Source organism: Candidatus Vicinibacter proximus, assembly GCA_016713905.1.
Classification (GTDB): domain Bacteria; phylum Bacteroidota; class Bacteroidia; order Chitinophagales; family Saprospiraceae; genus Vicinibacter; species Vicinibacter proximus.
Genome location: JADJOE010000002.1, coordinates 104,310 through 127,669, shown reverse-complemented (window position 1 = coordinate 127,669; position 23,360 = coordinate 104,310). Strand labels below are relative to the sequence as shown.

The following is a 23,360-nucleotide window of genomic DNA, read 5'->3' as shown; positions in this document are numbered from 1 at the left end:
AGGCAAAAATTGGTTAAAATAATTATAATGGGAAAAATATTGTTTCTAATTTTATTAAATCTTTTGGCAAGTTATTTATTAGTAGCTCAGAGTAAACGAGATTCAATTTCGCAAACAATTAATTATTTAAAAAATGATTCTAATTTTATTAATTTCGAAGAAAATTATTATTTATTAGACAGTGCTTTAGATGGATTAGTAAAAGAAATATTTGCATCCAGATTTACTAGTGACACTTTATTAATTAGGACCATTGATAGTGTAAAATATTTAATCGCGATGTATGATACATTAATTCGCACAGATTTTAAATTTAGATGGATTTCGAAAAATAATTTTGAAGTATCTTCTGAATATAATGGATTTTTAAAATCATTATTATACTCAAATATTTATGGAATTGAAAGAGTAGATAGCATTGTAAGTAATGAATGCATAGATTTGTATTGGGACGTTTTTAGATTCGTTAATTATGAATATTTGGATAGTACATTCAATAAATTAAATGATTGTGAAAGGGAAGGATATTTCATGAGTTCCTTAAGTTTTGCAGATTTTAACAAGTTTTTATCCCTAATTTCAAACAACATAGCTAAAATTAGAAGATGTGACAAAAACTATTTGTTAGTTTTTGAAGAAATTAAACAAAATAAAGATACAGGTTCTATTTTATTCTTTAAACAAGAAGCAAATTATTTTAATACACATTTGGATACAAGTAATTTTGTTAAAAAGTACATCTATCACAAAGTAATAAGAGATGAACCTACCGAAGATGAATTAAGGAGGAAGGAATTGAATGACAAAGATTATGCTGAGCAGCGAATTAAATTGGATGAGATTGACAGAAAGGCAATGGAGGAAAGGGAAAAGCCCATTGTAATTGATTTTAATACACTAAGTGATCAAGACAAATTGTATTATATGGTTTACTCTGACACAACGCTTTGGGAAAATGGATATCCTACAATCAACAATGGTGATGATGCAATGAGATTTGACACTTTTTCCAATGCTTATTTAATCAATTTAATTCGAAATTCTAATTATTCAGAGGTTTATGATAGTCTCCGCAGTTCTGAAGATTTTAGCAGAAACACAAGCGTTGTCCATCTTCGTAAAATCTTTCAGATTCTAGGCGATCGCAATACCTTCGGGTCTTACACCCCGAGTCCGCAGGATACCGGCATCCTTTATGCCTGGGTGGATAAATATTATGATGAGGTACTGCACAGCAACTATCCGGCCATGCGTAACGAGGCAGCAAAACAAATTTTACGACTCTGGCGTCTGGTGTATCCGCGATGGGTGGGGTGGTTAAAAAATGAAAACCTAATGGCTCGAGGTCTTATTAAACAGCGGATCATTTATATGCTGAATGAAGAGTTGATACTGGATCTGATCGCCAGAGGAGATGCCGTATATACTCCTGAATCACCCAAGGAAGCGCATATTCTGGCGGATCCATTGCTAGATGTGTTTTATGGAGTAGTGATTCCAGAGCATTTGAAATCCACAAGAAGGCCATCGTGGTCAGCGGTGGAAGCACAACGCTGGGTGGATGACTACATCGTTCCCGCGCTGAAACGGTGGAAGTATTTTGGCTTTTAAACTTAATTCACCATGAAGAATACCTTTTATATAATAACGTTTTTCTGCTTACTTATTCAAACGTTACGATTTATGAAGAATTAAAAGAAAAAGTTGGAAAAATGAATCTTTCAGGTAACTACAAAGTGCTTACAAAATATGGCTCATTTGATTGGAGTTATGATAGAGAAAACAAGTATCAAGGTAAAAATTGGAAATAATATCATTTATTGAATTTATATGAAGATAAATAAAAAAGTACTTCTATTAATATTTTACTTTATAAATATTGAATTTCAGATTTCAGGTCAATCCTCGAAAGTTGATTCTATTATAGGTATTGTTGAATTGATAAAATCTAAGGGTAGTTATCTTGAAAATAATAATAAAAGAGATTTAGATAATTATTGGTGTAAAGCAGCTTTGTTACTGGATTCAATGTTATTCAATTATGACAGTATTTTAATAGAATATATAAATCAAAATGAAGAGTTTATAAAAACTTATAAAGATTCATCTGTTGTTTTTGTTTCAAGTGGATCAAATGGATCCTCAACATTTGAAAGAAGTTATTGGTTTTACAAAGAGTCATTAAAATATATTGGCATTGATAGTATTTCTCTAATTACCCAATTTCTTAGGGATAACAACCATGTGTTTGTCTATAAATTTCTTCAAAATTATGATACAGCTAATGTGTATTTTCTTTACGAACAGCTTGATTTTATATCAAGAATAAAACTATTGGAAAATATGTCTTCCATCTTAAAGTTAAAAGATAAATTTAATATTTTCTTTTCATTCATTAAGTTCAAAAACATAATTAAAAATGATTCATCACTCTACGTAAAATATTTGTATAATTTAAACAGATCAGAAACATCCAAAATGAGAGAGTCTATTTTGGGTAATGAATTGTATGAGTATTTTACTTTAAGAAATTCAAATTGGAACTTAGACAGTTTTTTGATTAAATTTAGCATTGGAATTGACTGTAATATAGCTTCAATAAAATTGGATGAACAAGAAAACATCGGTCCATCATCTTGGCCATTAAAAATGCAGAGGTATTATGAAAAGCAAGATAGTCTTTTAGGTAAAATTGATTTTACAAAAGTTGATTCTAATATAATTAAATTAATTTTTGATAGGTATAACGATATTTCAATGGTTGAATCTGATCGAGACGTTGTGGAGTTTGTCGATGTAGCCCAATTGCCTCCAGAGGATCGAAGGATTTATGAATTGTCAAATGATACCACTCTGTGGGATGCAAGTATCTATCAATATAGACCTGATTCAGCTGATAGTGGATTTAGAGCAGACACCTTGACAAATGCTGAGCTAATTGGAGAGTTGTATCAATTGAACTTTCATAGTATTAATGATTCAATTGGAGTATTTGGTTACGAATTTCCAAATCAATTGATAATTAGACTTCGTAAAATATTTCAAATACTCGGCGATCGCAATACCTTCGGGTCTTACACCCCGAGTCCACAGGATACCGGCATCCTTTATGCTTGGGTGGACAAATATTATGATGCGGTACTGCACAGCAGCTATCCGGCCATGCAAGATGAGGCAGCCGATCAGATTCTAAGACTATGGCGTCTGGTGTATCCAAGATGGGTGGGTTGGTTAAAAAATGAAAACCTAATGACTCGAGGTCTTATTAAACAGCGGATCATTTATATGCTGAATGAGGAGTTGATACTGGATCTGATCGCCAGAGGAGATGCCGTATATACTCCTGAATCACCGAAGGAAGCGCATATTCTGGCGGATCCATTGCTGGATGTATTTTATGGAGTAGTGATCCCGGAGCATTTGAAATCAACAAGAAGGCCATCGTGGTCAGCGGTGGAAGCACAACGCTGGGTAGATGACTACATCGTTCCCGCGCTGAAACGATGGAAGTATTTTGGCTTTTAAACTTAATTCACCATTAAGAATACCTTTCTCATAATTACGTTTTTCTACTTACTAACTGCCTAGCTTTATGATTAGAAGAAGATTGATTAGATTGTAAACAGTATTAATATAAAATGCGAAAAATAATTATTTTTATCATTTATATATATAGTGGAGATTGTAAAGGGCAATCTTCCGTTTCCACTTTTATTCAGACATTATTAGATACAGTGTATGCTAATTATTACGATCATCCAATTGAAGATGAAGTAAGAATTTATTTTGCAGATTCGGCACTCAAACATAATTTTTTTATAAAGGATTCTGTTTTGCTAGTTCTGTGCCGGAATTATTATCAGTTCAGATATGATCTGGTTGATACCATAAATTTTTCTGGGTATATTCCTTCTAGTCCGCTAGAGTTGGATTTTTATTACAGGGTCCAGGGTTATATTAGAATATTTGACTTAATTGGACAGCCATTAGATCAAATAGAGTCAGATTTAATTCTAACAAGTGATTTTTATGTGTTGAAATATTTACCAATGGGGACTGACACCAATTATTATAAATTAAAAATTTTAAATTCATCAAACTTAGATTTGCAAGTCTATTGTCTTGAAGAATTAGTGCAATTATTGGACTCTAGTCAATTCCTGAATTTTTACAAGAGCAATCGTAATTTTATCTTTTCGTTCCCAAATTTATTTTTATTTTCATTATATCATTTAAAAAAGAATTTTGGATATAATATATTTGATAGTATAGACATCAATCAATTCAACTTAAATTTTGACACTACTTTTTATTTTACAAAGTCTGAGTTCAATTATTTTTTTAATAAAGGTGAATATCCTGTAGATTCTATCAGCATGTTGATGATGCACAAATTTGATTCTTTAGGAGAGATAGACTATGACCTGAGGCACAGAAATGAATTATTTGAATTGGACAGTGATTTAAGAAAAATGTCCAATTCTGTTGATACATCATTACTGAGTTCGGACGAATTGCGAAAGTATTATATTAGTCTTGACACCACTTTTGCTTTTGATGGTAATCAACCCTTTCATTCTTGGGATGATGGGGTCCGATATGATACGTTTTCAAATATTGAACTTATTGAGTTTATAATGGAATTAGATTTTAATGAAGTATATGATTCATTTTCGGTTAACATGCCCTATGAGAGAGGTTTGGCAGTAATTCGGCTTGAAAAAATCTTTCAGATTCTCGGCGATCGCAATACCTTCGGGTCTTACACCCCGAGTCCGCAGGATACCGGCATCCTTTATGCATGGGTGGATAAATATTATGATGCGGTACTGCACAGCAGCTATCCGGCCATGCAAGATGAGGCAGCTGATCAAATTCTAAGACTATGGCGTTTGGTGTATCCAAGATGGGTGGGTTGGTTAAAAAATGAAAACTTAATGGAACGAGCACTCATTAAACAGCGAATCATTTATATGCTGAATGAGGAGTTGATACTGGATCTGATCGCCAGAGGAGATGCTGTATATACTCCTGAATCACCCAAGGAAGCGCATATTCTGGCGGATCCATTGCTGGATGTATTTTATGGAGTAGTGATCCCGGATCATTTAAAATCAACAAGAAGGCCATCGTGGTCAGCGGTGGAAGCACAACGCTGGGTAAATGACTACATCGTTCCCGCGCTGAAACGATGGAAGTATTTTGGCTTTTAAACTTAATTCACCATGAAGAATACCTTTCTTGTAATTACGTTTTTCTGGTTACTCACTGCCTGCCTTTATGATTAGAAGAAACTTGATTAGATTGTATTAATATAAAATGCAAATAATAATTTTTTTATCATTTAAATTTATAATGGAGAATCTAAAGGGCTGGCAGGAAGGAATTTATTTTTTGGAATTAAACGCGGAGGGTCCGATATACTCAAAAAATAGTTAAAGTGAATTGAGGCTCACTTAATGTACTTCGGGACTATGTCGGATGTCCATTTCATGAAACTTAAGATTTACCATTGCAACAGCGGTCCATTCGTCTCCTAAAGGCTATCTTTACACCATGATTGCAATCCAGGACAAACTGATCAGTGATGAAGTCGTACAAGCTTTCTTTGCATGCGAACTCAGTATTTGTAAAGGGGCCTGTTGCGTGGATGGTGATTACGGTGCCCCGCTGGAGGAAGAAGAATGTAAATCTCTGGAAGACATCATTCCCGCGCTTAAACCTTATCTTCCGGAAGCTTCCTATGAGAAAATACTAAAAGACGGTGGATACGTCTTTTATGAAGATGTGCAAACTTTTGGAACGCAATTGATGCCGGAGGGACCTTGCGTATTTATGAACTATGATGAACATGGAATAGCCATCTGCGGAATCGAAAAAGCCTGGAAGGAAGGCGCCGTCAATTTTCGAAAACCCATCTCCTGCCACCTCTATCCCATCCGGGTCAAACACAATCCTGATCAGGGTTTCACTGCACTGAATTACGATCGCTGGCACATCTGCCGGCCCGCCTGCGCCAATGGACTCAACAACAAAATTCCTTTATACAAATTCCTTAAAGAAGCACTCATTCGTAAATTTGGAGAAGCCTTCTATGAAGAATTGGAAGCAGCTGCGGAAGAACTTGGGAAGAAGGAGTTAATTAGCTAATGAGTTAATGTGCTAATTTGTTAATTCTGGAGGAGCATCAGAGGAATTTTGCACATCGATTTCTTTTCCGAATTGCAAGATGTATCCATTAATATCCAGGATTCCAAATTCACGCATGCCAAATTCAAAATCATCAATGGGATAATAAATATGTACCTCATCCTTTAATTGCGACCACAGCGTATCTACATCGTCCACCTGAAAATAGAAACTCCCGGAAAAATAGCAACCCTCAAAAGGAGTATGCTCATTGGGGCTTGCCAGCATTAGATAGGCCTCATCCTTGTGTAGGGAGGCCCATTTCCAGTCCGGATTGTACTCATCACAAGAGAAGCCAAGCAACTCCGTATAAAACTTAATGGATTCTTCTAATTTGTCCGTCCAAATCATCGGACGCAGTGAATGAAACTTCATAAATATTTTTATTAAATCCTAGCTAACAATCAACAAAGAAACTGAAGAAAACCAATTTCGCAAAACAAAATTAGAACGGCAGGACGCTTCCATAATCAACCTTGAGGCAGGGGATGATATGGTCAGAAGTCTTGAGGAATAAATAAAAGAATATAGAAATTCACTAAATGGCCCTTACCAAATAGTATTGGACAATCCCCAAACATCTCTGGAGGACAAATTCAAATTTATATTCTCCATCATCAACCCATAGGCCCAATGTATGACAACAGGATTTCATTTTAGGCTTATTTCAATCTATATTTGTAAAAAAATAAAGAGAATGAAAATCCTTGCTTTTGCCTTGTTAAGTATTTTTTGTTTGAATTGGACCTCCGCGCAGAACTGGTCACTAAAAGCTTCTGTGTTGCTTTCCACCACTCTGGACGAAGCTAAGCGTTCGATCACTATAAAATGGAACAAAGAACCTTTGTCCACTAGGTATATGGTTTTTAGAAAGACAAAAGAAGCCAAGGCCTGGGGTGTTGCCATCGGAAATTTACCCGGGGATGCAGAGTTTTTTACAGATACTTCCATTCAGATTGGGCAAGCTTATGAATACCGTGTGAGCCGGTCTGCCTCAGATATTGGTGCAAATGGCTACATATACGGTGGAATTAAAGTTCCTTCCGTTGAACCAAAGAAAACTATTTTACTGCTTGTAGACAACCGGGTGAAAGACAGCCTTACTGCCGAAATCAGTCGTTTGAAATCTGCCTTGGAAAACGAATCCTGGCATGTCTTACAATCCAACATCCCTGCAACCATGACGGTCCCCGAGGTAAAGAATGTGATAAAAAGTCAAAGAACTGCCTACCCGTCTTTGACGACTGTTTTCATTCTTGGACATGTGCCGGTGCCTTACTCCGGAAACTTTGCCTGGGATGGACATACAGATCACGCCGGTGCCTGGCCATCCGACACTTACTATGCAGACATGGATGGCGGCTGGACGGATGCCAGCATCAACAACACTACAGGTTCCAGGGCAGAGACAAAAAATATACCGGGGGATGGAAAATTTGATCAGAGCCAGATTCCTAACGATGTAGAGCTGGAGGTAGGTCGTGTAGATTTCTACAACATGCCGGATATTCAAAAGTCCGAAATTACCCTGCTACGTAATTACCTCAATAAAAATTTCCTCTTCAGAACCGGTAAGATCAAGGCCAACAGAAGAGCCGTGGTACAGGATAATTTCAATTTTATGGGGGAATATTTTGGATCTACAGGATACCGCAATGCTTCTGCTTTCTTCGGGCCGGACAGTGTGATTTCCGGAAGTTATCGGGATCTGATGCTTACTGGATCTTACTTATGGTCCTATGGGGCCGGTGGTGGAAGCTATACTTCAGCCGGAGGCATCAGCAATACTAGCTTAATGGGGACAGATTCACTCCGGGGTATTTTTACGGTATTGTTTGGCTCCTATTTTGGCGATTGGGACAGCCCGAATAATTTTCTGAGGTCTGCTTTGGCCAGTGGCAGCATGCTTACCTGCGTCTGGGCAGGAAGACCAGGCTGGCAATTTCACTACATGGCCATGGGCGAACACATTGGATACAGTCACCGGCTGAGTACCAATAACAATGGTTCGCTCTATAATGTCAGCCCCACAGCGCTCAGAGGAACCCATATGGGACTCATGGGTGACCCAAGTCTGAACATGTATCCTATGCAGGCACCTACCGGTTTGGTGGTGAAGGAAAATAAAGAAAATATCGAATTGAACTGGCAGGCTTCAGCGGATGCTTCGGCAGGTTATACCATCCTGCGTAAATTTAAATCAGAGACACAATATAAAATTGTCGCTAGAAATCTGAATGCCCTGACCTATACCGAAAAATGTCTGACCAAGGATTCTACTTATGAATATCTCGTCTGCGCAAGTAAATTGGAAACCAATGCAAGTGGATCATTTTATATGTTGTCACCCGGCGTCAAAGGAAGTGTCACCATAAAAGACAACCATGTGGCAAAAGCAGATTTTCAATATGTAAGTGATTATGAATTTTTCAGCGCAAAAGCGACTAGCCTGAATGCTTTGGGAAATACCTGGATTGCAGATGGAAAAACATTTAATAGAGACAGTTTGAATCTTGTATTGGATTGCAAAACCAATCCACTTAATCTTACACTTATTTCCAATTCAGCATGTAATGTAGATACCGTAAAACGCCTGATCAGCTACGTATGCAGTGTTCCGGAAGTAATCAAAACCAGAATCACTCCGGATATAAAATGCTTTGGTGAGGTAACCAATATTTATCTGGACAGCATCAGAGGAGCGGCACCATTTACTTTTGCCTGGAGTAATGGCAGTACAAAATCTTCTGCTGAAGCCGTCTCCGGGAAGATAACTGTGATCATTAAATCAGCAAAAGCGACAACGGATACTTTAACTTTTAATTTGCCGCAATTCGCCGAATTGATCATCGACAGTATTTATGTCAAGGGTGTAAATCCAGGGTATAATAAAGGTAAGATTTTGAATGTCGCCATACAAGGCGGTACACCACCATATATTCAGGAAATCGTTGGAAATTTCGATCCGGATTTTCTGGAACCTGGCGAATACACTTTAAAAGTCATTGACGACAATGGATGCGTGACGGTTAAAAGATTTATCATTAAATTAAATGTAGGACAATACGGTCCGGGCAATAACAACACATTTATTTATCCTACACCGGCCAAGGATTATGTGCTCATCCAATTTTCGGATGCAGAAAACGTACCAAGAGATTGCAGAATAGCAGATGTACACGGAAGATTTGTCAAACACCAGGCTTCTGCACTTTCCGGTGATATTTTAAGGTTTGATTTGCATGGAATACCTCCCGGCTTGTATCAAATCCTGAGTCCTTCTACCGGGCTTAGATGGAGTTTTATGAAGATTTAATGTTAAAGTAGTCTTAAAATACGAATTACTTCGTAGAAATAAATCTTCTTTATTATATTTGCTATACGAAACTATTCGTACAAGCGTATGGCAAAGACAGGAATAAGACCCACAGAAGCGGAACTGGACATTCTCCAGATATTATGGAAGCATGGTCCTTCGACCGTAAAACAAGTAAATGAACTGATCAACGAGAGGAGGGAATCCGGTTATACCACCACTTTAAAGATCATGCAGATCATGGCAGAAAAAAACTATTGCAGCCGGGAGATGGATGGGAAAACCCACATTTACAGTGCACTGGTAAAAGAGCATCATGTTAAGAAAAGTGCAGTAAAGGAATTGGTTGATGAGGTATTCGAAGGTGCGGCCATGGAATTGGTGATCCAGACACTGGGGCATTATAAAGCAACAGATAAAGAATTGAAAGAACTCAAGCATCTGATCAGAGAACTTGAGAAAACACAGCAATCAAAATAATCATCCTGAATTTAAATATTTGACTAAATAAATTCAACGATAATTAAATAAATGTGGACGATGAATTTTTTAAACGTATAGGATATTTTTCATTCATAAAATCTAAATGATGGGTAGTGGTCAAGTACAGTTCTGGTCAGATTTGCAAAGTTCCTTCGCATGGATGTTGGTTCATTCGCTTTGGCAGGGGACTGTACTTGTTTTTCTTGTCCTCGTGGCGGAGAAATTTTTAGAATCCAGAAAGCCTCAGGTAATTAATGCTATTTACCGATACAGCCTGATTGCGTTTCTCTTGACTACTTTTTCTACATTTCTTTATCACTTTTTTGTCGGACAGGAAATCATTAAATTTCCTCAGGTTTGGCTGTCCGATTTATCTGATAATTGGGTACTTTGGGTAAATCGTTCCTGGGTTATTGGAGGGGTGGTTCTATTGGTGCGATATCTTTTCTCCTATTATTTTTTGGAACGGATACGTTGGCAATCTGGATCCGTTTTTCCGGAAGAATGGAATCGTATTTTTAACCAACTAAAACAAAATTTACAAATACCCCAAACCATAATTTTTATTCATTCGGAAAAAATCAGTTCTGCATTTGTAACCGGATTTTTTAAGCCAATGTTGGTTCTTCCTACTTCCTGGGTGAACAACCTGTCTTATGAAGAAGCTGAATGTGTCATTGCACACGAACTTGCACACATCCTGGCTAAGGACCACTTATATAATGTCATTTGCAATTTTTGCGAGTTGATCTTTTTCTTTAATCCGGCTGCGCATTTTCTGATCAAAAGAATCAGATTCCAAAGAGAGATTTGTGCAGATTGGCTGACCCTCCGAATGATTCCAAAAACTTTGGAATATGCATCCCTGATTCTTAAGCTGGGAGAAAATCCAACCTTCATTCCTGAATCCGACCAGATTGGTTTCAGTTCGGAAAAAAATCAACTGTGCAGAAGAGTTAAACACATTCTGAACATAAATTATACCAAAGAAAAAAATTACACAACATGGATCAACATGTTTTTTACGCTTGGCGTGACCTTGTTGTTGGGTTTCTTTGTTGCAGAAAAAGACCATACTAATTCGTTAGACAATATAGGTAGAATGGATTGGGCTTGTCTGGTGGAAAATGATGACTTTCCGTCCAACGAAAAGAAGATAGTCAGTAAAATCATCCCTACAAAAACAAAATCACCTTCAGCACCTAAACTAAAACAAACCAACCCTATAAAATCCTCTTTGGCTAAACATCATCCATCTTCTGGAGTTACCAAAAAAGAGGACTTGCTCATTGAGGACGAAGGGTATAATCTGGATGAAGAGACCATGGTAGAAACAGATGTGTGGGAAGTAAGTGATGCAGAAGAATCCACTCAGGAACGTGAAGTGCGCATGTCTGAATTGCATGAGTTGGCCAAAGCATTTAAAAAGGATGCTTCCGAGGCAAAAAGCAAGGTATTTAAGGCAATGTCACAAGTGATTAAAGCTGCAGGTCAAAAGGAACAAAACTATAAAATCATCATTTACCAGAATCAGGGAGATTTTAAAATCAACGTCAGTGATTTTAACAATCTAAAGGATTCCGGATCAGAAGTTAATTAATTTTTTTTAAATAAATTTAGTGGTTATGAAAAAAATAAGTTTATCTATTTTAACGCTGTTGTTCTGCACAGCATGGCTTAGTGCTCAGGGTTCAGATAACAATGGAGTGACTAAAGAATCTGAAGTTAAGAAAGAGAAAAAAGTAATTGTTAAAAAAGTGATTCGTTCCGGATCTCCTACGGCAGATGAGGCACAGATTGAGGTTATTGTAGATTCTGTACTTGGTGAATTAAAGGGAAATGAGGATGGGCGCAAAGTAAAAGTTTTCATCCATAAGGACGGCAAGACAAAAGAAATCAATGGAAACAATGTGGAAGTAATTGTAGAAGAAAGCGATGATGAGGAGGCACCGATGATGTTCCATTGGAATGAAGACGGTGGATCCAACATGGCAAAATGTGATGCACCCAATAAGGCTGTTTTGGGCGTGCAACTCAGAGATGCGGGTGGAGATAACGGAGCTGCCATTGATCAGGTTTATGAAGGAAGTGGTGCAGAAAAAGCAGGACTTCAGGAAGGGGACATGATCATGAAAATCGATGGCAAAAGAGTTACCGGTTTTGAAAGTGTGGTAGAACTGATGTCTGATAAAAAAGTAGGCGATAAAGTAAAGCTGGTTTACTTAAGAAATGGCGAAGAACACAAAACTACAGTTACGCTCGGCAAATGCAGTCCGGAAATGTGTCAGCCAAAATGCAAAGCCGGAAATATGAAAAATTTTCATTGGAATGAGAAATTAATGGATGAGCAGGAAAAGCAAATTATCAGAGAACACTTTAAAGAAGGAGCCGATGAATTGAAAGAAGAGGCATTGCGTCTTAAAGATCTTGGCAGAGAATTAAGTGAAGAATTGAATGCAGAGCTGAGAAGTCTTGAAAACAGAAATAAGGTTCAGGATGAATCTCTCGAGATCACTTATCTTTCCGGCTCACCAAATCCAAGTCAAGGCCAACTCAAAATTAAATATCAGGGTGCTAAAGGACCGATGTTATTACAAGTACTGGATTTAAATGGTAAGGAACTTTATAAAGAAGACCTTAAGGAATTTAATGGCAGCTACGATAAGGAAATCAATATCGATCATGTAAAGGGTACTGTTATTTTAAAAATAACCCAGGGTAAAAAGGTCTTATCAGAAAAAATTATCGTGGAATAGTTTTTTTTTATTCACTTTTGCCTTTAGATAATTTAATAACCAAAATTCAACACAGCCCGGAGTCCAAAAACTCTGGGCTTTGTTTTTAAGTGGACGTTCAATCCATAATTTTTCGATGAATATCCAACACCTTTGAATGTATGGTATTGATTTTTTCTTCCATCCAGCTGTCGTAGGATTGTTTGGGTTCCATGAAGCTAATGTGGGCTTTATATTGCCACAATTCATCAATATCTTCAAAACCTAAATTGACCGGTGGATAAGTAGGATTGTCTGACACTAAACTAAGGGTATTTTTATTGAAATCCGGATACATTCTTTTGTAAACGATACCACTCTGTCTGGAAATCAAGACATATGTTTTACCCGGAACAATTTCTTTTAATTGGTCGATAAAGGAGCAGACCACAATGGAACCGGACTCCATGGGTGGCATACTGTCACCACTGATTTCAAATGCCCGGTAATATTTGCCTTTAAGTGAGGGCAAATTAATTTTGGGCAATTCTTTCACATATTCTGGCTTATCAAATCCTTCCAGATAACCGGCGTAGGCTTTGTTTTGAATCAATTCAATATTAGGGTTTCCATTTTGGTCCATGGTTAGACTCAGTACCTGTCTGCCATGTAATTCATTGAGTTCGGTTTTGTCATTGCTCAAGTCGTATTTAAGCAAAACTTCTGCAGGGATGCCATAAAGATTACAAATATTAAGCAAAGTGCCAAGGTTGGGTTCCGTGTGACCGCGTTCATAATCTCCAAGGGTGGTTCGGGAAATACCCAATTTATCGGATATTTGTTGTTGGGATAATTGATCTCTTTGGCGAAGGAACTTGATATTTTCAGCGAAGTACATATTTCAGTTTATCTTGCAAAGATAATCAATGTCGAATATTTCGGCGCTCATGTCGGAAATACGGATAAAGCAAAATGGGCAAGCTAGCTAAGTTAAGGGCACAACTGACGAAAATTCTCCTGCCAATCGGGGAGTTCAGACGAAAGCAGGCATTTGTATTCTATTCCTTGCTGAGCTTTGTGTTGATCCTTTTTTTTATCCGGTTTATAATTGCGCCCAATCCTTTTTTTTGCAGATTTAAAGGGGAAAATTACAATTTGTTGTGGCATTCTTCACCACCGGACAGATCACCCCTCAAAGCAGAACTTTTAGCCTCTGGCAATGAGTGGAAAAAAATTCAATATGATTTTGCCCTGTGGCCTTTGTTCGTGTATGATCCTTACCAAAATAATCAGCTCGATTCCTGGAAAAAACCACTTACCGGATCGAATGGATCGTTTTGGTTGTTGGGAACTTACGAACTGGGAAGAGATGTGTTTTCCAATTGTTTATACGGTTTAAGAAAATCATTGCTTATTTCATTCATGAGTGTGTTTTTTGCACTCATCATCGGTCTTCCCATAGGCTTAGGCATGAGCTACTACCATTCCGGAGGATTGCGGCTATCGTGGCAGGCCAGCCTCTTTGGATTTATTTTGGTATTGATTTTTTTGTATGTTTTTTTGATCGCGATTGAATACCGAATGCTTTCTCTTCAGATGGTGGGGATATTCCTTTTGATCATCGGTTTGTTGGTTTATTTAATTAGCAGCGCTGAAAAAAAATTAACGGGATTAAAGATCTATCCGGACAAAATGTTGATCAATTGGATCAGTTTAATGAAATCATTTCCACTCATGCTGGTATTGCTATTATGTGTGCAATGGGTTCAAAAACCGGGGGTGGTATTTATCAGTGTCATCATGGGATTGTTTTTCTCTGTAAGCGTCAGTAAGTACATCAGATACCTCAACATCAGTGAGACCCGGGAGGCCTATATACAATCTATGCAAGCCCTTGGATATTCAGATGCAAGAATTATTTGGATGCATCTGATGCCTAAAATACTGAATGATATTTTTCCTTTGTTGGCATTGGGCATGGGCAGCTGCATACTAGCAGAATCTTCCCTTTCTTTTCTGGGCTTAGGTCTTCCGGTTGAAGAAATAAGTTTAGGAAACATGATGCACAGTGCCAGAAATTATCCCGGAGCATGGTGGGTGGTATTGTTCCCGGGACTGTGCGTGTTTTGGCTGGTGTATACTTTTCAGATGTTGGGAAAAGTCTTTGATGCGGAGGCACAGATTTAAAACACTTTCATCTCTTTTTACCTTTCTTCATTATGGCGGTTAAATTTTAAAAAGTCCTATTCCAAAGAACAATTTGACCACATGAAAATTTAAAAAAGAGGATAAGGATTGGACTTTAGTGAAATAGATTTATCATTACGTCAATATTTAGGATTATGAATTTTAATTTGGACAGAGATTTAATATTTTTTGATGTGGAAACAACTGGACTGAATGTCATCCGAGACAGAATCATCCAGCTGGGTATGGTCAAGTACCCAAAAAATTCAGGCACTCCTGAAGAAATGATGTTATTGATCAATCCCGGTATTCCCATTTCGGAAGAAGCCATGCGAATTCATGGTATTACGCCGGCCGATCTGGTCAATAAACCTGTTTTTGCGCAAGTGGCCAAGAAAATATATGATTTTATTGGCGATGGTGACTTGGCGGGATATAACTCTAACCGGTTCGATGTTCCGATTCTTATGGAAGAGTTAGCCAGGTGCGGACTGGATCTTAAAATAGAAGAGCGAAGGTTAATTGACGTACAGAGAATTTTCTACCGAATGGAACCCAGGACACTGAAGGCAGCTTATCAGTTTTATTGTGGGAAAGAAATGGCGAATGCACATGATGCCATGGAAGACATCAAAGCAACCATAGAAGTTTTGAAAGGTCAGTTGGATCGGTATAAAGATACTGATTTTATTGAAGAGGACGGGCAGACCATTTCCAGACCGGTTGTAAATGACATGCAGGTCCTTCATGATTTCACCAACGATCTTAAGACCCTGGATGCCACCCAGAGATTAAAATACAATGAGCAGGGTGAGGTCGTTTTTAATTTTGGCAAGTATGTGGGACAACCGGTGGCTAAAATTTTATACGAGGACAGAAATTATTATCATTGGATTCAGGAGAAGGAATTTTCTGTGCAGGTAAAAAAAATGTCTGCTAAACTGCTGAAAGAATACGAAAATAACCTAAAAAAAGGGACTTAAATACCATGCAACCAATCTTGTTATTTTAGCGTTTAATTGGATATGATTCAATTTATGGGTAAGACGTTTTCATGGTTGTTGGCTTTGGCGATTTTTATCGGTTCCTGTAGTGAGAAAGAAGATACGCCAGTAGGCAATTTGGAATTGACCATTAAAGGTCGTTTTGGCCAAAGTCCGCTGGTTATGGGAAAGGAATATGATTTTTTTGATGGTTCCAAAATCTATTTCACCAGGTCAGAATTTTTTCTCAGCAGAATCAAGTTGCGAACCCCCTCAGGGAAGATTGTTTCTTTATCTTCTAACGTACGCTTCGTAAATCTTCAGGATCATCACTTCAATGTCGAGAATGCAGAAAAAGGATTTACTCTTATTTTTGACAAAATTGAAGCAGGGAATTACGATAGATTCAGTTTTGGAATTGGTGTTCCACCGGAATTGAATACCAAAACCCCAAAGGACTTTCCGACTACAAATCCATTGAGTGATGGAATACATTATTGGTCCGGCTGGAATTCCTATATATTCTCAAAAACCGAAGGAAGTATTTCTAATGGGGCGCAGCATGAGTTGTTTGCCTACCACAGTGGGTTCAACGACGCATATGAAGAGCAATATTTTGATCAAAATATTGTCATCGAGGAGGGCAAGACCACAAAGCTGGTCATGGAATTCGATCATAAGGCACTTTTTGGCGACCTTTCCAACTATATTGATATTTATAAGGATCCGGTAATCCATGAAGGGAAAGATTTTATGTCTGTTTTTATGGCTTATTTTAGATCCGCATTAAGAATCCAATAAGCCTATGTGGAGTTGGAAGAATTTGACATTTATCTTGTTTTGGTTAATTGTGGGTTGTAATGGTGAAAACCCGCCGGGAGGAGATGATTTAAGTCAGATTTCTTATGAGCCACGTGCTTATCCTCTTGTCGTTCCCCGCAATCTGCCTCCTTTGCCGGACGTGCCGGATAATCCAATGACTTATGATGGCGTACAATTGGGCAGACATTTGTTTTACGATCCTATTCTTTCTTCGGATTCCAGTCAGTCTTGTGCAAGTTGTCATAAGCCCGAATTTGCATTTACAGATGGCCTGGCTTTCAGTAGAGGAGTAACGGGTCAATTTGGAAACCGGAGTTCCATGTCCCTTTTGAATATAGCCTACCTCACCAAAGGATATTTTTGGGATGGAAGATCGGCAACCCTGGAGACACAGGCATTAGAACCCGTCGAAAATCCTATAGAGCTTCATGAAATGTGGCCAAATGTGATAGATAAGTTCAGGAAACACCCAAGCTATCCGACCATGTTCAGAAAAGCTTTCGGAATAAGTTCCAAATCTGAAATCACCAAAGAGTTGGCTGCAAAAGCAATTGCCCAGTTTGAGCGCATTTTACTGACAGGAGGCAATAGTCTTTACGTAAGACAGTTGAATAAAGAAATATTTTTTGATGGAGACCAACAGGAAGGAATGGATATGTACTTTAATACAGATCTTTCCTTGCCGGATGCACAATGTGGACACTGTCACGCAGCACCCACTTTTGCCTCCAGTGATTATTTCAATAATGGGCTGGACAAGGCGGTTACCCTGGATGATTTTAAAGATAAGGGTAGAGGAGCAGTAACGGGTATTCCATTGGACATGGGAAGATTTAAAGCACCAGGTTTATTTAACTGGCATCTTACGGCTCCATATATGCACGATGGCAGATTTAAAACCATTGAAGAAGTGATGGATCATTATGTGAATCATGTTCAATCTGCACCAAACCTCGATCCGAATGTCGCCAAACTGGTTTTGACCACCCGCCAGAAGAATAAGGTTATTGCCTTTCTGAAGACACTAATTGACACTTCCTACCTCAAGAACCCGGATATTTTCAGCCCTTTTTAAGTTTTTTTTAAAAAAAATCAGGCTAAAATCCTCTTCAAAATTAATTTAATATTGACATTTTAAGATCAATATTTTAGTTTATAAAAATTAATATATTAATATTCAATTAATTAAACATTACAATATATAAATATATAAAATATTAATATATGACAGAGCCTATTTTTTGTACTTGTGGGCGGATATAAATCGTGCGATCATTGTACTGTGATTGTTTAACAAAGGGAAGAAATACAATCAAATGCTGGTAAAAGTATCAGCGACCGTAAATTCGGATATGTTCATGGGATTAAAATTTGTTAATAGGAAGCCATCCTAAAATGGGTGGCTTCTATTAACAAATTGACCAGACCCGGACATCAAAACTTGAGTTCAAAACATGAGAGATAAGAGTAAGCTAGTTTGGATATGTTCATGGGATTATAATAGCCAGTTGTTGCCTTCAACTGGCTATTTCCTTTAATAAGAAACAATTTTTTTTCTCGGATAAATCTATTTCAAAACGAAAAACAGAAAGTCCTGCCAGAAGAGGCGGGACTTTTTTTTTGCATTAAACCCAAAATTTCATTAGAATTCTATTACTGGCCAAAATTGCTTCATAAGCAAGCCTCTTCTCTAAATTCGTGAACAATGAAATACAACCTCATCTCCGCGCAAATTTCTTGCGAGGAGATTCTTGCCTTTGTTGCTCTTTTGCCACTCCCTAAGCCCTCTAATGAGTTTCTGGGTTAAGCTGTTTTGAAATACAATTGAGGTGGCGCTCTCCTGGAAAAGTCAAATTATATAAAGACAGCCCTAGACCTGGCTACTTTCCTTTGAGGTAAGGCTTAAACTATGTTAGCAACAGCCGGAAGCAGGGGAGCAACAGCCGGTAGAGGGCACCAGATTTTTCAGATCCTTGTATATTTTTTTCAGGGGAAGGCAGACACAAGTCCAAGGCCAGACACTGGGTACGCTTTGAGGTTAATTTTAAGAAATTTCCATCTTGTTTTAAACCGTATCTGCCAATGGTATCTGTCTGATATTCCACCTCTACTTCCAGATCCTCTCCACCAAATAAGAGTTCTGCTTTTTGTAAGATTCCGGATAGTTTTGCAGGAGTTAACCTGTGGTCTTTGTCTGATGCCACCCAGACTTGCATACTGATGTTTTTTTCCAATCTTTCGGTACCTCCACAATCTACAAAATGCTTGGTGGTAAGGCCAGCTTCTGTAATGTGAAAATGAGCGGGAACACTTTGTCCATCCGCCTGTATCAAATGAAGTTCTGAGGAGTTTTCCAGAAATGATTTTAATGCTGAAAGTTTCATGTTATATATTTTATGGTTTAAATATTAAAGAATGATTGCCATTTGCGGTGATTATATGTTTTTGTCCGTATTCTCAATAAATTGAATGACGGCGGATTTAATTTGATCTCTGATTTTTCGGGTGAAATCCAACCTTTCTTCCTCACTGCCTTGAAAAGAAGAAGGGTCTTCCAGACTCCAATGCAGCCGTTTATGTTGACCGGGAAACACAGGGCAGCGGGCAGCATTTCCCTCATCACATACAGCTACCACATAATCGTAACGCCTACCTTCCTTATGAAGATCAAAGACACTTTTGGCCTTGTAATGGGAAATGTCCATCCCAATTTCTGCCATCGCTTGAACAGCCAAAGGATTTAAGTTGCCGGCTTCAATCCCTCCGCTTTCTGCCATAAAATGATCGGGTCCATATTCATTTAAAAAAGCTTCCGCCATCTGACTTCGGGCAGAGTTGTGAATGCATAAAAATAAAACTCTTGTTCGGTGCATCATTTAATTTAATTTACATCGTTATATTACGATTAATTGAATACTTTGCTAACAACAATTTCCCGGGGTGCACCCGGATTCAATAAAACGCCCCAAATGTTTCTTCATTTCGTTCCAGTTGACAGGATCTAAACAATAACAGACTTTGGTTCCTTCGATTTCTCCTTTGATGATTCCTGCATTTTTTAGTTCTTTTAAGTGCTGAGATACGGTGCTCTGTGCGATCGGAAGCTCCTCGACCAGATCTCCGCAGACACAACTGTTTCTTTTCAACAGAATTTGGAGAATAGCTACCCGGGCAGGATGTGCCAACGCCTTGGCAAAATCTGCTATCCTGTTGTCTCTCAAACTGAATTCTTCACTCTTGTTGGTCTTCATATCTTGATTATGATCGTAAAATTACGATTAATAATCTGAATACAATGCACCTTAACATTTATTTAATGAAGATGGTTGGTCAAATTTCAATTTAAGGGACTGAGTTAGGGATTTTAAGGATGCATCCGCTTTTGATCTCAACCTACTTTAAGAAGCATGGAATGCATTTGACTAAAAGGACGATTAGTTGAAGAAGAGTGATAAAATGATGATTGGATTAAAGTCACCTGGAATCCTTGTTCCAGATCTTCCAGCTCAGGTCAGCCTGTAAATAAAGCATTTCCAAACCATTCTTCACACTTGCTCCTGAAAGTTTACCTCTCCTCAGGAATTCAGTTTCCAGGGGATTATAGATGAGGTCGTAAAGAAGACAGTCAGCATGAAGGCGATGATACGGAATCGCCGGACATGAATCGGTGGCAGGATACATTCCTACCGGACTGGTGTTGATCACCAAATTCCAGAAATCATCCCAGTTCAGATCCAACTCTTCATAGCTCAATCCATTCCCTGAAGAGGAGACCAAATTATAAGTAAGACCTAACTTTTTAAGTGCCCACCTGACGGCTTTTGAAGCTCCTCCGGTACCCAGAATAAGTACACCTGTAATGGTCTGGGTTCCGATAAATTCGGTCAGGGTTTGCAAAAATGCCGGTCCGTCCGTGTTGTAACCCACCCACTGATGGTTCTCGTTATAAAGGCAATTAACGGCACCAATTTCCAAGGCTACAGGGCTTATATGGTCAATGAATTCAATCACCGCTTGTTTGTATGGAATGGTCACGTTCAAGCCATTAAGATGTTTGTTTGCGTTCAGAAAAGTCTTAAGCAGGCTTTTTTCCGGAATGGGAAAGAGTTCATAACTGCAGTCATTTATCTCTGAGGAGGCCCACTTTTTTTCAAAGTAGCCCTTAGAAAACGAGTGACTTACATTCTTGCCAATCAAGCCAAATCTACGCATACCTGTGATTAGTTGCGGTAAATTTAGATGTTTAAAGGACATGTTGCAGCTAAAACAATTGTTGGCTTTGTTCGTTGATTTCTCTGGATCCATAAATAAGCACTAAAATTTACTACGAAAACATTCGTACTTCATGTAAAATGTTTAATTTTGTAAAAGTTTAGCGCCATTTGAAGGATTCGTACATTTATGTTAAAATTTTCAAAAATTAGATTTTTGTAATAATCTTAAGTTGGAATGGATTGTTAAGACTACGGTAAGAAAAAAATGAAAGAAGAAATGAAGTATAGAAGACCTTGGTACATTTTATTGCCATTAGTAATGGTGATGGCTTATTTTACAACACAATGTAAGAGTTCATCAAGACCCCTCAACAAAGAAGAGCTGATTCTCCAGATGATATATAAGCAGAGCCAGACCTACCATTACAATCCTCCGGTGATCAATGATGATTTTTCCAAAAAGGCATATGATCAATATCTCGACAATATGGATTCGGGTAAAAGGTTTTTGACCAAGGCAGATCTAAAAGCCATGGAATCTTACCGCTTGATGTTGGATGACCAATTCAAAGAAGGGAAGCTTGATTTTTTTGAAAAATCCAATGAAATTATCAATGCAGCCGTTGCAAAGACGGAAGCATATTACAAGGAATTCATTGAAAAGGATTTTAACCTGGAACAAGAAGAATCCATTGAATTAGATCCGGATAAGAGGACCTGGCCGGATAACGACAAGGAACTTAAAGAGTTTTGGCGGAAGTCCATGAAATACGATTTCATTTCAAAATATTACGACGATTTGGCAGCCTTGGAAAAGGACAAAAAGACGAGATCAAAAGATTCTATTTTTTATGACATCCGAAAAGAGATCAGGGAAAATATGGAGAATTGGTACAAGCGATTGAATGCCATTACCAGATCTGACCGTTTTGAATTATACGTCAACAGCCTCATACATGTGTATGATCCGCACACAGATTTTTTAAATCCAAAAGAGAAAGAAGATTTTAACATCACGATGTCCGGAAAGCTTGAAGGAATCGGAGCAAGACTTCAAGCCGATCATGAATATACCAAAGTAACGTCCATCGTTCCAGGTGGCCCTGCTTGGAAGCAGAAAGAATTGGAGGCAAATGACATCATCACCGGTGTGCAGCAGGAAGGAAAAGACGTGGTAGATATAAAAGGCATGTTGATTGACGATGTTGTAAAAATGATTCGTGGAAAGAAAGGCACTAAAGTTACTTTAAAAGTTAAAAAACCGGATGGCAGTCTGAAAGACATCACAATCGTTAGAGATGAGGTGATTATGGATGAGGGCTTTGCCCGTTCTGCCTTGGTAAGTGTAGATTCTGTACTCAAGAATGTCGGGTATATTAAATTGCCAAAGTTTTATGCAGATTTTGAAAATCCAAATGGAGCAAGTTGTGCCAAAGATGTACAAAAGGAGCTTAGAAAATTAAAATCTGAAGGTGCACAAAGTCTGATTCTTGATTTAAGAAATAATGGCGGAGGTTCATTGCAGGAAGTAGTAGAGATGGCTGGGTTATTTTTTAAAGATGGTCCGGTAGTACAGGTAAGAGATCGGGAAAGAATCAGTCCGTATGCAGATTCTGATCCAGGTGTAGACTTTGATGGACCTGTGGCTGTATTGGTCAACAGCAATTCTGCATCGGCTTCGGAAATTTTAGCCGCCTGTCTTCAGGATTACAAGCGAGCCGTAATCATAGGTGGAGAACCTACATTTGGTAAAGGATCGGTACAACGATTCATAAATTTTGATCGTATGCCGGGCAATGATGAATTTAAACCATTAGGTGAAATGAAAATCACCATACAGAAATATTATAGAGTAAATGGAGGCTCGGTCCAGTTGAAAGGCGTGGAACCGGATATTTTGATTCCGGATACTTATACTTATATCGAGAATGGGGAAAAGGAATATGAAAATCCAATGCCTTATGATGTCATAAAAAGTTTACAGCCTGAACAGGAAGTATTTAGAATTTCGAATATGGATGAATTAAAAGATAAAAGCAAAGAAAGAGTAAAAAGTAATCAGGAGCTCAGTCTGATTGATGAGCAAGCTCGTAAATTTAAAGAAATGAGAGACAAGACTACTTACCCACTTAATTTTTCAAAATTCAAAAAGGAAATGGATCAAAGAAAAGAAGAATCCAAGAAATATGAACAGATAGGTAAGAATCCAATACAAGGACTCAAAGCCGATAATTTAAAAGAAGATCTTAGTTACATCAATATGGATTCTTCCAGAGTAGGTCGGAATGAAGATTTTCTAAAAAGTATCTCTAAGGATCTGTACATCATGGAATCCATTAACGTGCTCAAAGACATAAGGAAGTAAAGAATCAATTCCAAAATCAGTAAATGAGAGGGTCGTACAAACTCATGATGTACGGCCTTTTTTTTGGCCAAAGCTGAATTTAAGGAC

19 protein-coding genes and 1 pseudogene are annotated in these 23,360 nt (G+C 37.9%); 14 read left to right on the top strand and 6 right to left on the bottom strand.

All coding sequences use genetic code 11. From position 1 onward, the window contains the following. Positions 1 to 27: 27 nt before the first annotated feature. The 5 genes from IPJ83_07005 to IPJ83_06985 all read left to right on the top strand — a co-directional run bounded on the left by IPJ83_07005 (position 28) and on the right by IPJ83_06985 (position 6,150). Positions 28 to 1,611: a hypothetical protein gene (locus IPJ83_07005; GenBank protein ID MBK7880289.1), complete on the top strand. Its 1,584-nt coding sequence runs from the start codon at positions 28 to 30 to the stop codon at positions 1,609 to 1,611. Then, the gene (locus IPJ83_07000) at positions 1,590 to 1,811 is read left to right on the top strand and encodes a hypothetical protein (protein MBK7880288.1); all 222 of its coding nucleotides are present in this window, start codon (positions 1,590 to 1,592) and stop codon (positions 1,809 to 1,811) included. Before IPJ83_07005 ends, IPJ83_07000 begins: the two co-directional genes overlap by 22 nt. 19 nt (positions 1,812 to 1,830) lie before the next feature. Then, complete coding sequence (locus tag IPJ83_06995; GenBank protein ID MBK7880287.1) at positions 1,831 to 3,525, top strand: hypothetical protein; 1,695 nt, start codon at positions 1,831 to 1,833, stop codon at positions 3,523 to 3,525. 113 nt (positions 3,526 to 3,638) lie between these two features. Beyond that, positions 3,639 to 5,213 carry a hypothetical protein gene (locus IPJ83_06990; protein ID MBK7880286.1) on the top strand — a complete coding sequence of 525 codons (1,575 nt, stop codon included), beginning with the start codon at positions 3,639 to 3,641 and terminating at the stop codon, positions 5,211 to 5,213. A gap of 343 nt (positions 5,214 to 5,556) precedes the next feature. Beyond that, positions 5,557 to 6,150 carry a DUF3109 family protein gene (locus IPJ83_06985; GenBank protein ID MBK7880285.1) on the top strand — a complete coding sequence of 198 codons (594 nt, stop codon included), beginning with the start codon at positions 5,557 to 5,559 and terminating at the stop codon, positions 6,148 to 6,150. 12 nt (positions 6,151 to 6,162) lie between these two features. On the opposite strand, the gene IPJ83_06980 is transcribed toward IPJ83_06985, so the two are convergent. Further along, positions 6,163 to 6,564: a VOC family protein gene (locus IPJ83_06980; protein MBK7880284.1), complete on the bottom strand. Its 402-nt coding sequence runs from the start codon at positions 6,562 to 6,564 to the stop codon at positions 6,163 to 6,165. Positions 6,565 to 6,886: 322 nt separating this feature from the next. On the opposite strand from IPJ83_06980, the gene IPJ83_06975 reads away from it, so the two are divergent. The 4 genes from IPJ83_06975 to IPJ83_06960 all read left to right on the top strand — a co-directional run bounded on the left by IPJ83_06975 (position 6,887) and on the right by IPJ83_06960 (position 12,744). Continuing rightward, a complete protein-coding gene (locus IPJ83_06975) occupies positions 6,887 to 9,505 on the top strand; it encodes a hypothetical protein (protein ID MBK7880283.1) in 2,619 nt (872 codons plus the stop codon). Positions 9,506 to 9,607: 102 nt separating this feature from the next. Beyond that, on the top strand, positions 9,608 to 9,985 hold the full coding sequence (locus IPJ83_06970) for a BlaI/MecI/CopY family transcriptional regulator (GenBank protein MBK7880282.1): 378 nt from the start codon (positions 9,608 to 9,610) through the stop codon (positions 9,983 to 9,985). 109 nt (positions 9,986 to 10,094) lie between these two features. Then, complete coding sequence (locus IPJ83_06965; GenBank protein MBK7880281.1) at positions 10,095 to 11,588, top strand: M56 family metallopeptidase; 1,494 nt, start codon at positions 10,095 to 10,097, stop codon at positions 11,586 to 11,588. Positions 11,589 to 11,613: 25 nt separating this feature from the next. Continuing rightward, a complete protein-coding gene (locus IPJ83_06960; protein MBK7880280.1) occupies positions 11,614 to 12,744 on the top strand; it encodes a PDZ domain-containing protein in 1,131 nt (376 codons plus the stop codon). Positions 12,745 to 12,841: 97 nt separating this feature from the next. On the opposite strand, the gene IPJ83_06955 is transcribed toward IPJ83_06960, so the two are convergent. After that, a complete protein-coding gene (locus tag IPJ83_06955; GenBank protein MBK7880279.1) occupies positions 12,842 to 13,600 on the bottom strand; it encodes a LexA family transcriptional regulator in 759 nt (252 codons plus the stop codon). Between the two features lie 74 nt (positions 13,601 to 13,674). Between IPJ83_06955 and IPJ83_06950 the strand changes: the two genes are divergently transcribed. From IPJ83_06950 to IPJ83_06935, 4 genes are all read left to right on the top strand, one after another. Further along, a complete protein-coding gene (locus IPJ83_06950; GenBank protein ID MBK7880278.1) occupies positions 13,675 to 14,889 on the top strand; it encodes an ABC transporter permease in 1,215 nt (404 codons plus the stop codon). Positions 14,890 to 15,044: 155 nt separating this feature from the next. Continuing rightward, complete coding sequence (locus tag IPJ83_06945; protein ID MBK7880277.1) at positions 15,045 to 15,872, top strand: 3'-5' exonuclease; 828 nt, start codon at positions 15,045 to 15,047, stop codon at positions 15,870 to 15,872. Between the two features lie 54 nt (positions 15,873 to 15,926). Continuing rightward, entirely contained in the window at positions 15,927 to 16,673 is a 747-nt protein-coding gene (locus IPJ83_06940; GenBank protein MBK7880276.1) for a hypothetical protein, read from the top strand. 4 nt (positions 16,674 to 16,677) lie between these two features. Continuing rightward, positions 16,678 to 17,769, top strand: coding sequence for a cytochrome C peroxidase (locus tag IPJ83_06935; GenBank protein MBK7880275.1), 1,092 nt, complete (start codon positions 16,678 to 16,680; stop codon positions 17,767 to 17,769). An 837-nt stretch (positions 17,770 to 18,606) separates the two neighbouring features. On the opposite strand, the pseudogene IPJ83_06930 reads toward IPJ83_06935, so the two are convergent. From IPJ83_06930 to IPJ83_06915, 4 genes and pseudogenes are all read right to left on the bottom strand, one after another. After that, positions 18,607 to 19,078 (bottom strand): annotated as a pseudogene (locus tag IPJ83_06930) (hypothetical protein). A gap of 51 nt (positions 19,079 to 19,129) precedes the next feature. Continuing rightward, positions 19,130 to 19,567 (bottom strand): arsenate reductase ArsC, encoded by a 438-nt coding sequence (locus IPJ83_06925; GenBank protein MBK7880274.1) that lies wholly within the window; start codon positions 19,565 to 19,567, stop codon positions 19,130 to 19,132. A gap of 48 nt (positions 19,568 to 19,615) precedes the next feature. After that, positions 19,616 to 19,945: a winged helix-turn-helix transcriptional regulator gene (locus IPJ83_06920; protein MBK7880273.1), complete on the bottom strand. Its 330-nt coding sequence runs from the start codon at positions 19,943 to 19,945 to the stop codon at positions 19,616 to 19,618. 223 nt (positions 19,946 to 20,168) lie between these two features. Further along, positions 20,169 to 20,999: a shikimate dehydrogenase gene (locus IPJ83_06915; protein ID MBK7880272.1), complete on the bottom strand. Its 831-nt coding sequence runs from the start codon at positions 20,997 to 20,999 to the stop codon at positions 20,169 to 20,171. Positions 21,000 to 21,185: 186 nt separating this feature from the next. Here IPJ83_06915 and IPJ83_06910 point away from each other — a divergent pair, with 186 nt between their 5' ends. Further along, entirely contained in the window at positions 21,186 to 23,273 is a 2,088-nt protein-coding gene (locus IPJ83_06910) for a carboxy terminal-processing peptidase (protein ID MBK7880271.1), read from the top strand. Positions 23,274 to 23,360 lie beyond the last annotated feature (87 nt).

Coding starts and splice junctions, on each gene's coding strand:
- IPJ83_07005 (MBK7880289.1), top strand. CDS start 28: ATGGGAAAAATATTGTTTCTAATTTTATTAAATCTTTTGGCAAGTTAT.
- IPJ83_06995 (MBK7880287.1), top strand. CDS start 1,831: ATGAAGATAAATAAAAAAGTACTTCTATTAATATTTTACTTTATAAAT.
- IPJ83_06990 (MBK7880286.1), top strand. CDS start 3,639: ATGCGAAAAATAATTATTTTTATCATTTATATATATAGTGGAGATTGT.
- IPJ83_06985 (MBK7880285.1), top strand. CDS start 5,557: ATGATTGCAATCCAGGACAAACTGATCAGTGATGAAGTCGTACAAGCT.
- IPJ83_06980 (MBK7880284.1), bottom strand. CDS start 6,564: ATGAAGTTTCATTCACTGCGTCCGATGATTTGGACGGACAAATTAGAA.
- IPJ83_06975 (MBK7880283.1), top strand. CDS start 6,887: ATGAAAATCCTTGCTTTTGCCTTGTTAAGTATTTTTTGTTTGAATTGG.
- IPJ83_06965 (MBK7880281.1), top strand. CDS start 10,095: ATGGGTAGTGGTCAAGTACAGTTCTGGTCAGATTTGCAAAGTTCCTTC.
- IPJ83_06960 (MBK7880280.1), top strand. CDS start 11,614: ATGAAAAAAATAAGTTTATCTATTTTAACGCTGTTGTTCTGCACAGCA.
- IPJ83_06955 (MBK7880279.1), bottom strand. CDS start 13,600: ATGTACTTCGCTGAAAATATCAAGTTCCTTCGCCAAAGAGATCAATTA.
- IPJ83_06950 (MBK7880278.1), top strand. CDS start 13,675: ATGGGCAAGCTAGCTAAGTTAAGGGCACAACTGACGAAAATTCTCCTG.
- IPJ83_06945 (MBK7880277.1), top strand. CDS start 15,045: ATGAATTTTAATTTGGACAGAGATTTAATATTTTTTGATGTGGAAACA.
- IPJ83_06940 (MBK7880276.1), top strand. CDS start 15,927: ATGGGTAAGACGTTTTCATGGTTGTTGGCTTTGGCGATTTTTATCGGT.
- IPJ83_06935 (MBK7880275.1), top strand. CDS start 16,678: ATGTGGAGTTGGAAGAATTTGACATTTATCTTGTTTTGGTTAATTGTG.
- IPJ83_06925 (MBK7880274.1), bottom strand. CDS start 19,567: ATGCACCGAACAAGAGTTTTATTTTTATGCATTCACAACTCTGCCCGA.
- IPJ83_06920 (MBK7880273.1), bottom strand. CDS start 19,945: ATGAAGACCAACAAGAGTGAAGAATTCAGTTTGAGAGACAACAGGATA.
- IPJ83_06915 (MBK7880272.1), bottom strand. CDS start 20,999: ATGGATCCAGAGAAATCAACGAACAAAGCCAACAATTGTTTTAGCTGC.
- IPJ83_06910 (MBK7880271.1), top strand. CDS start 21,186: ATGAAGTATAGAAGACCTTGGTACATTTTATTGCCATTAGTAATGGTG.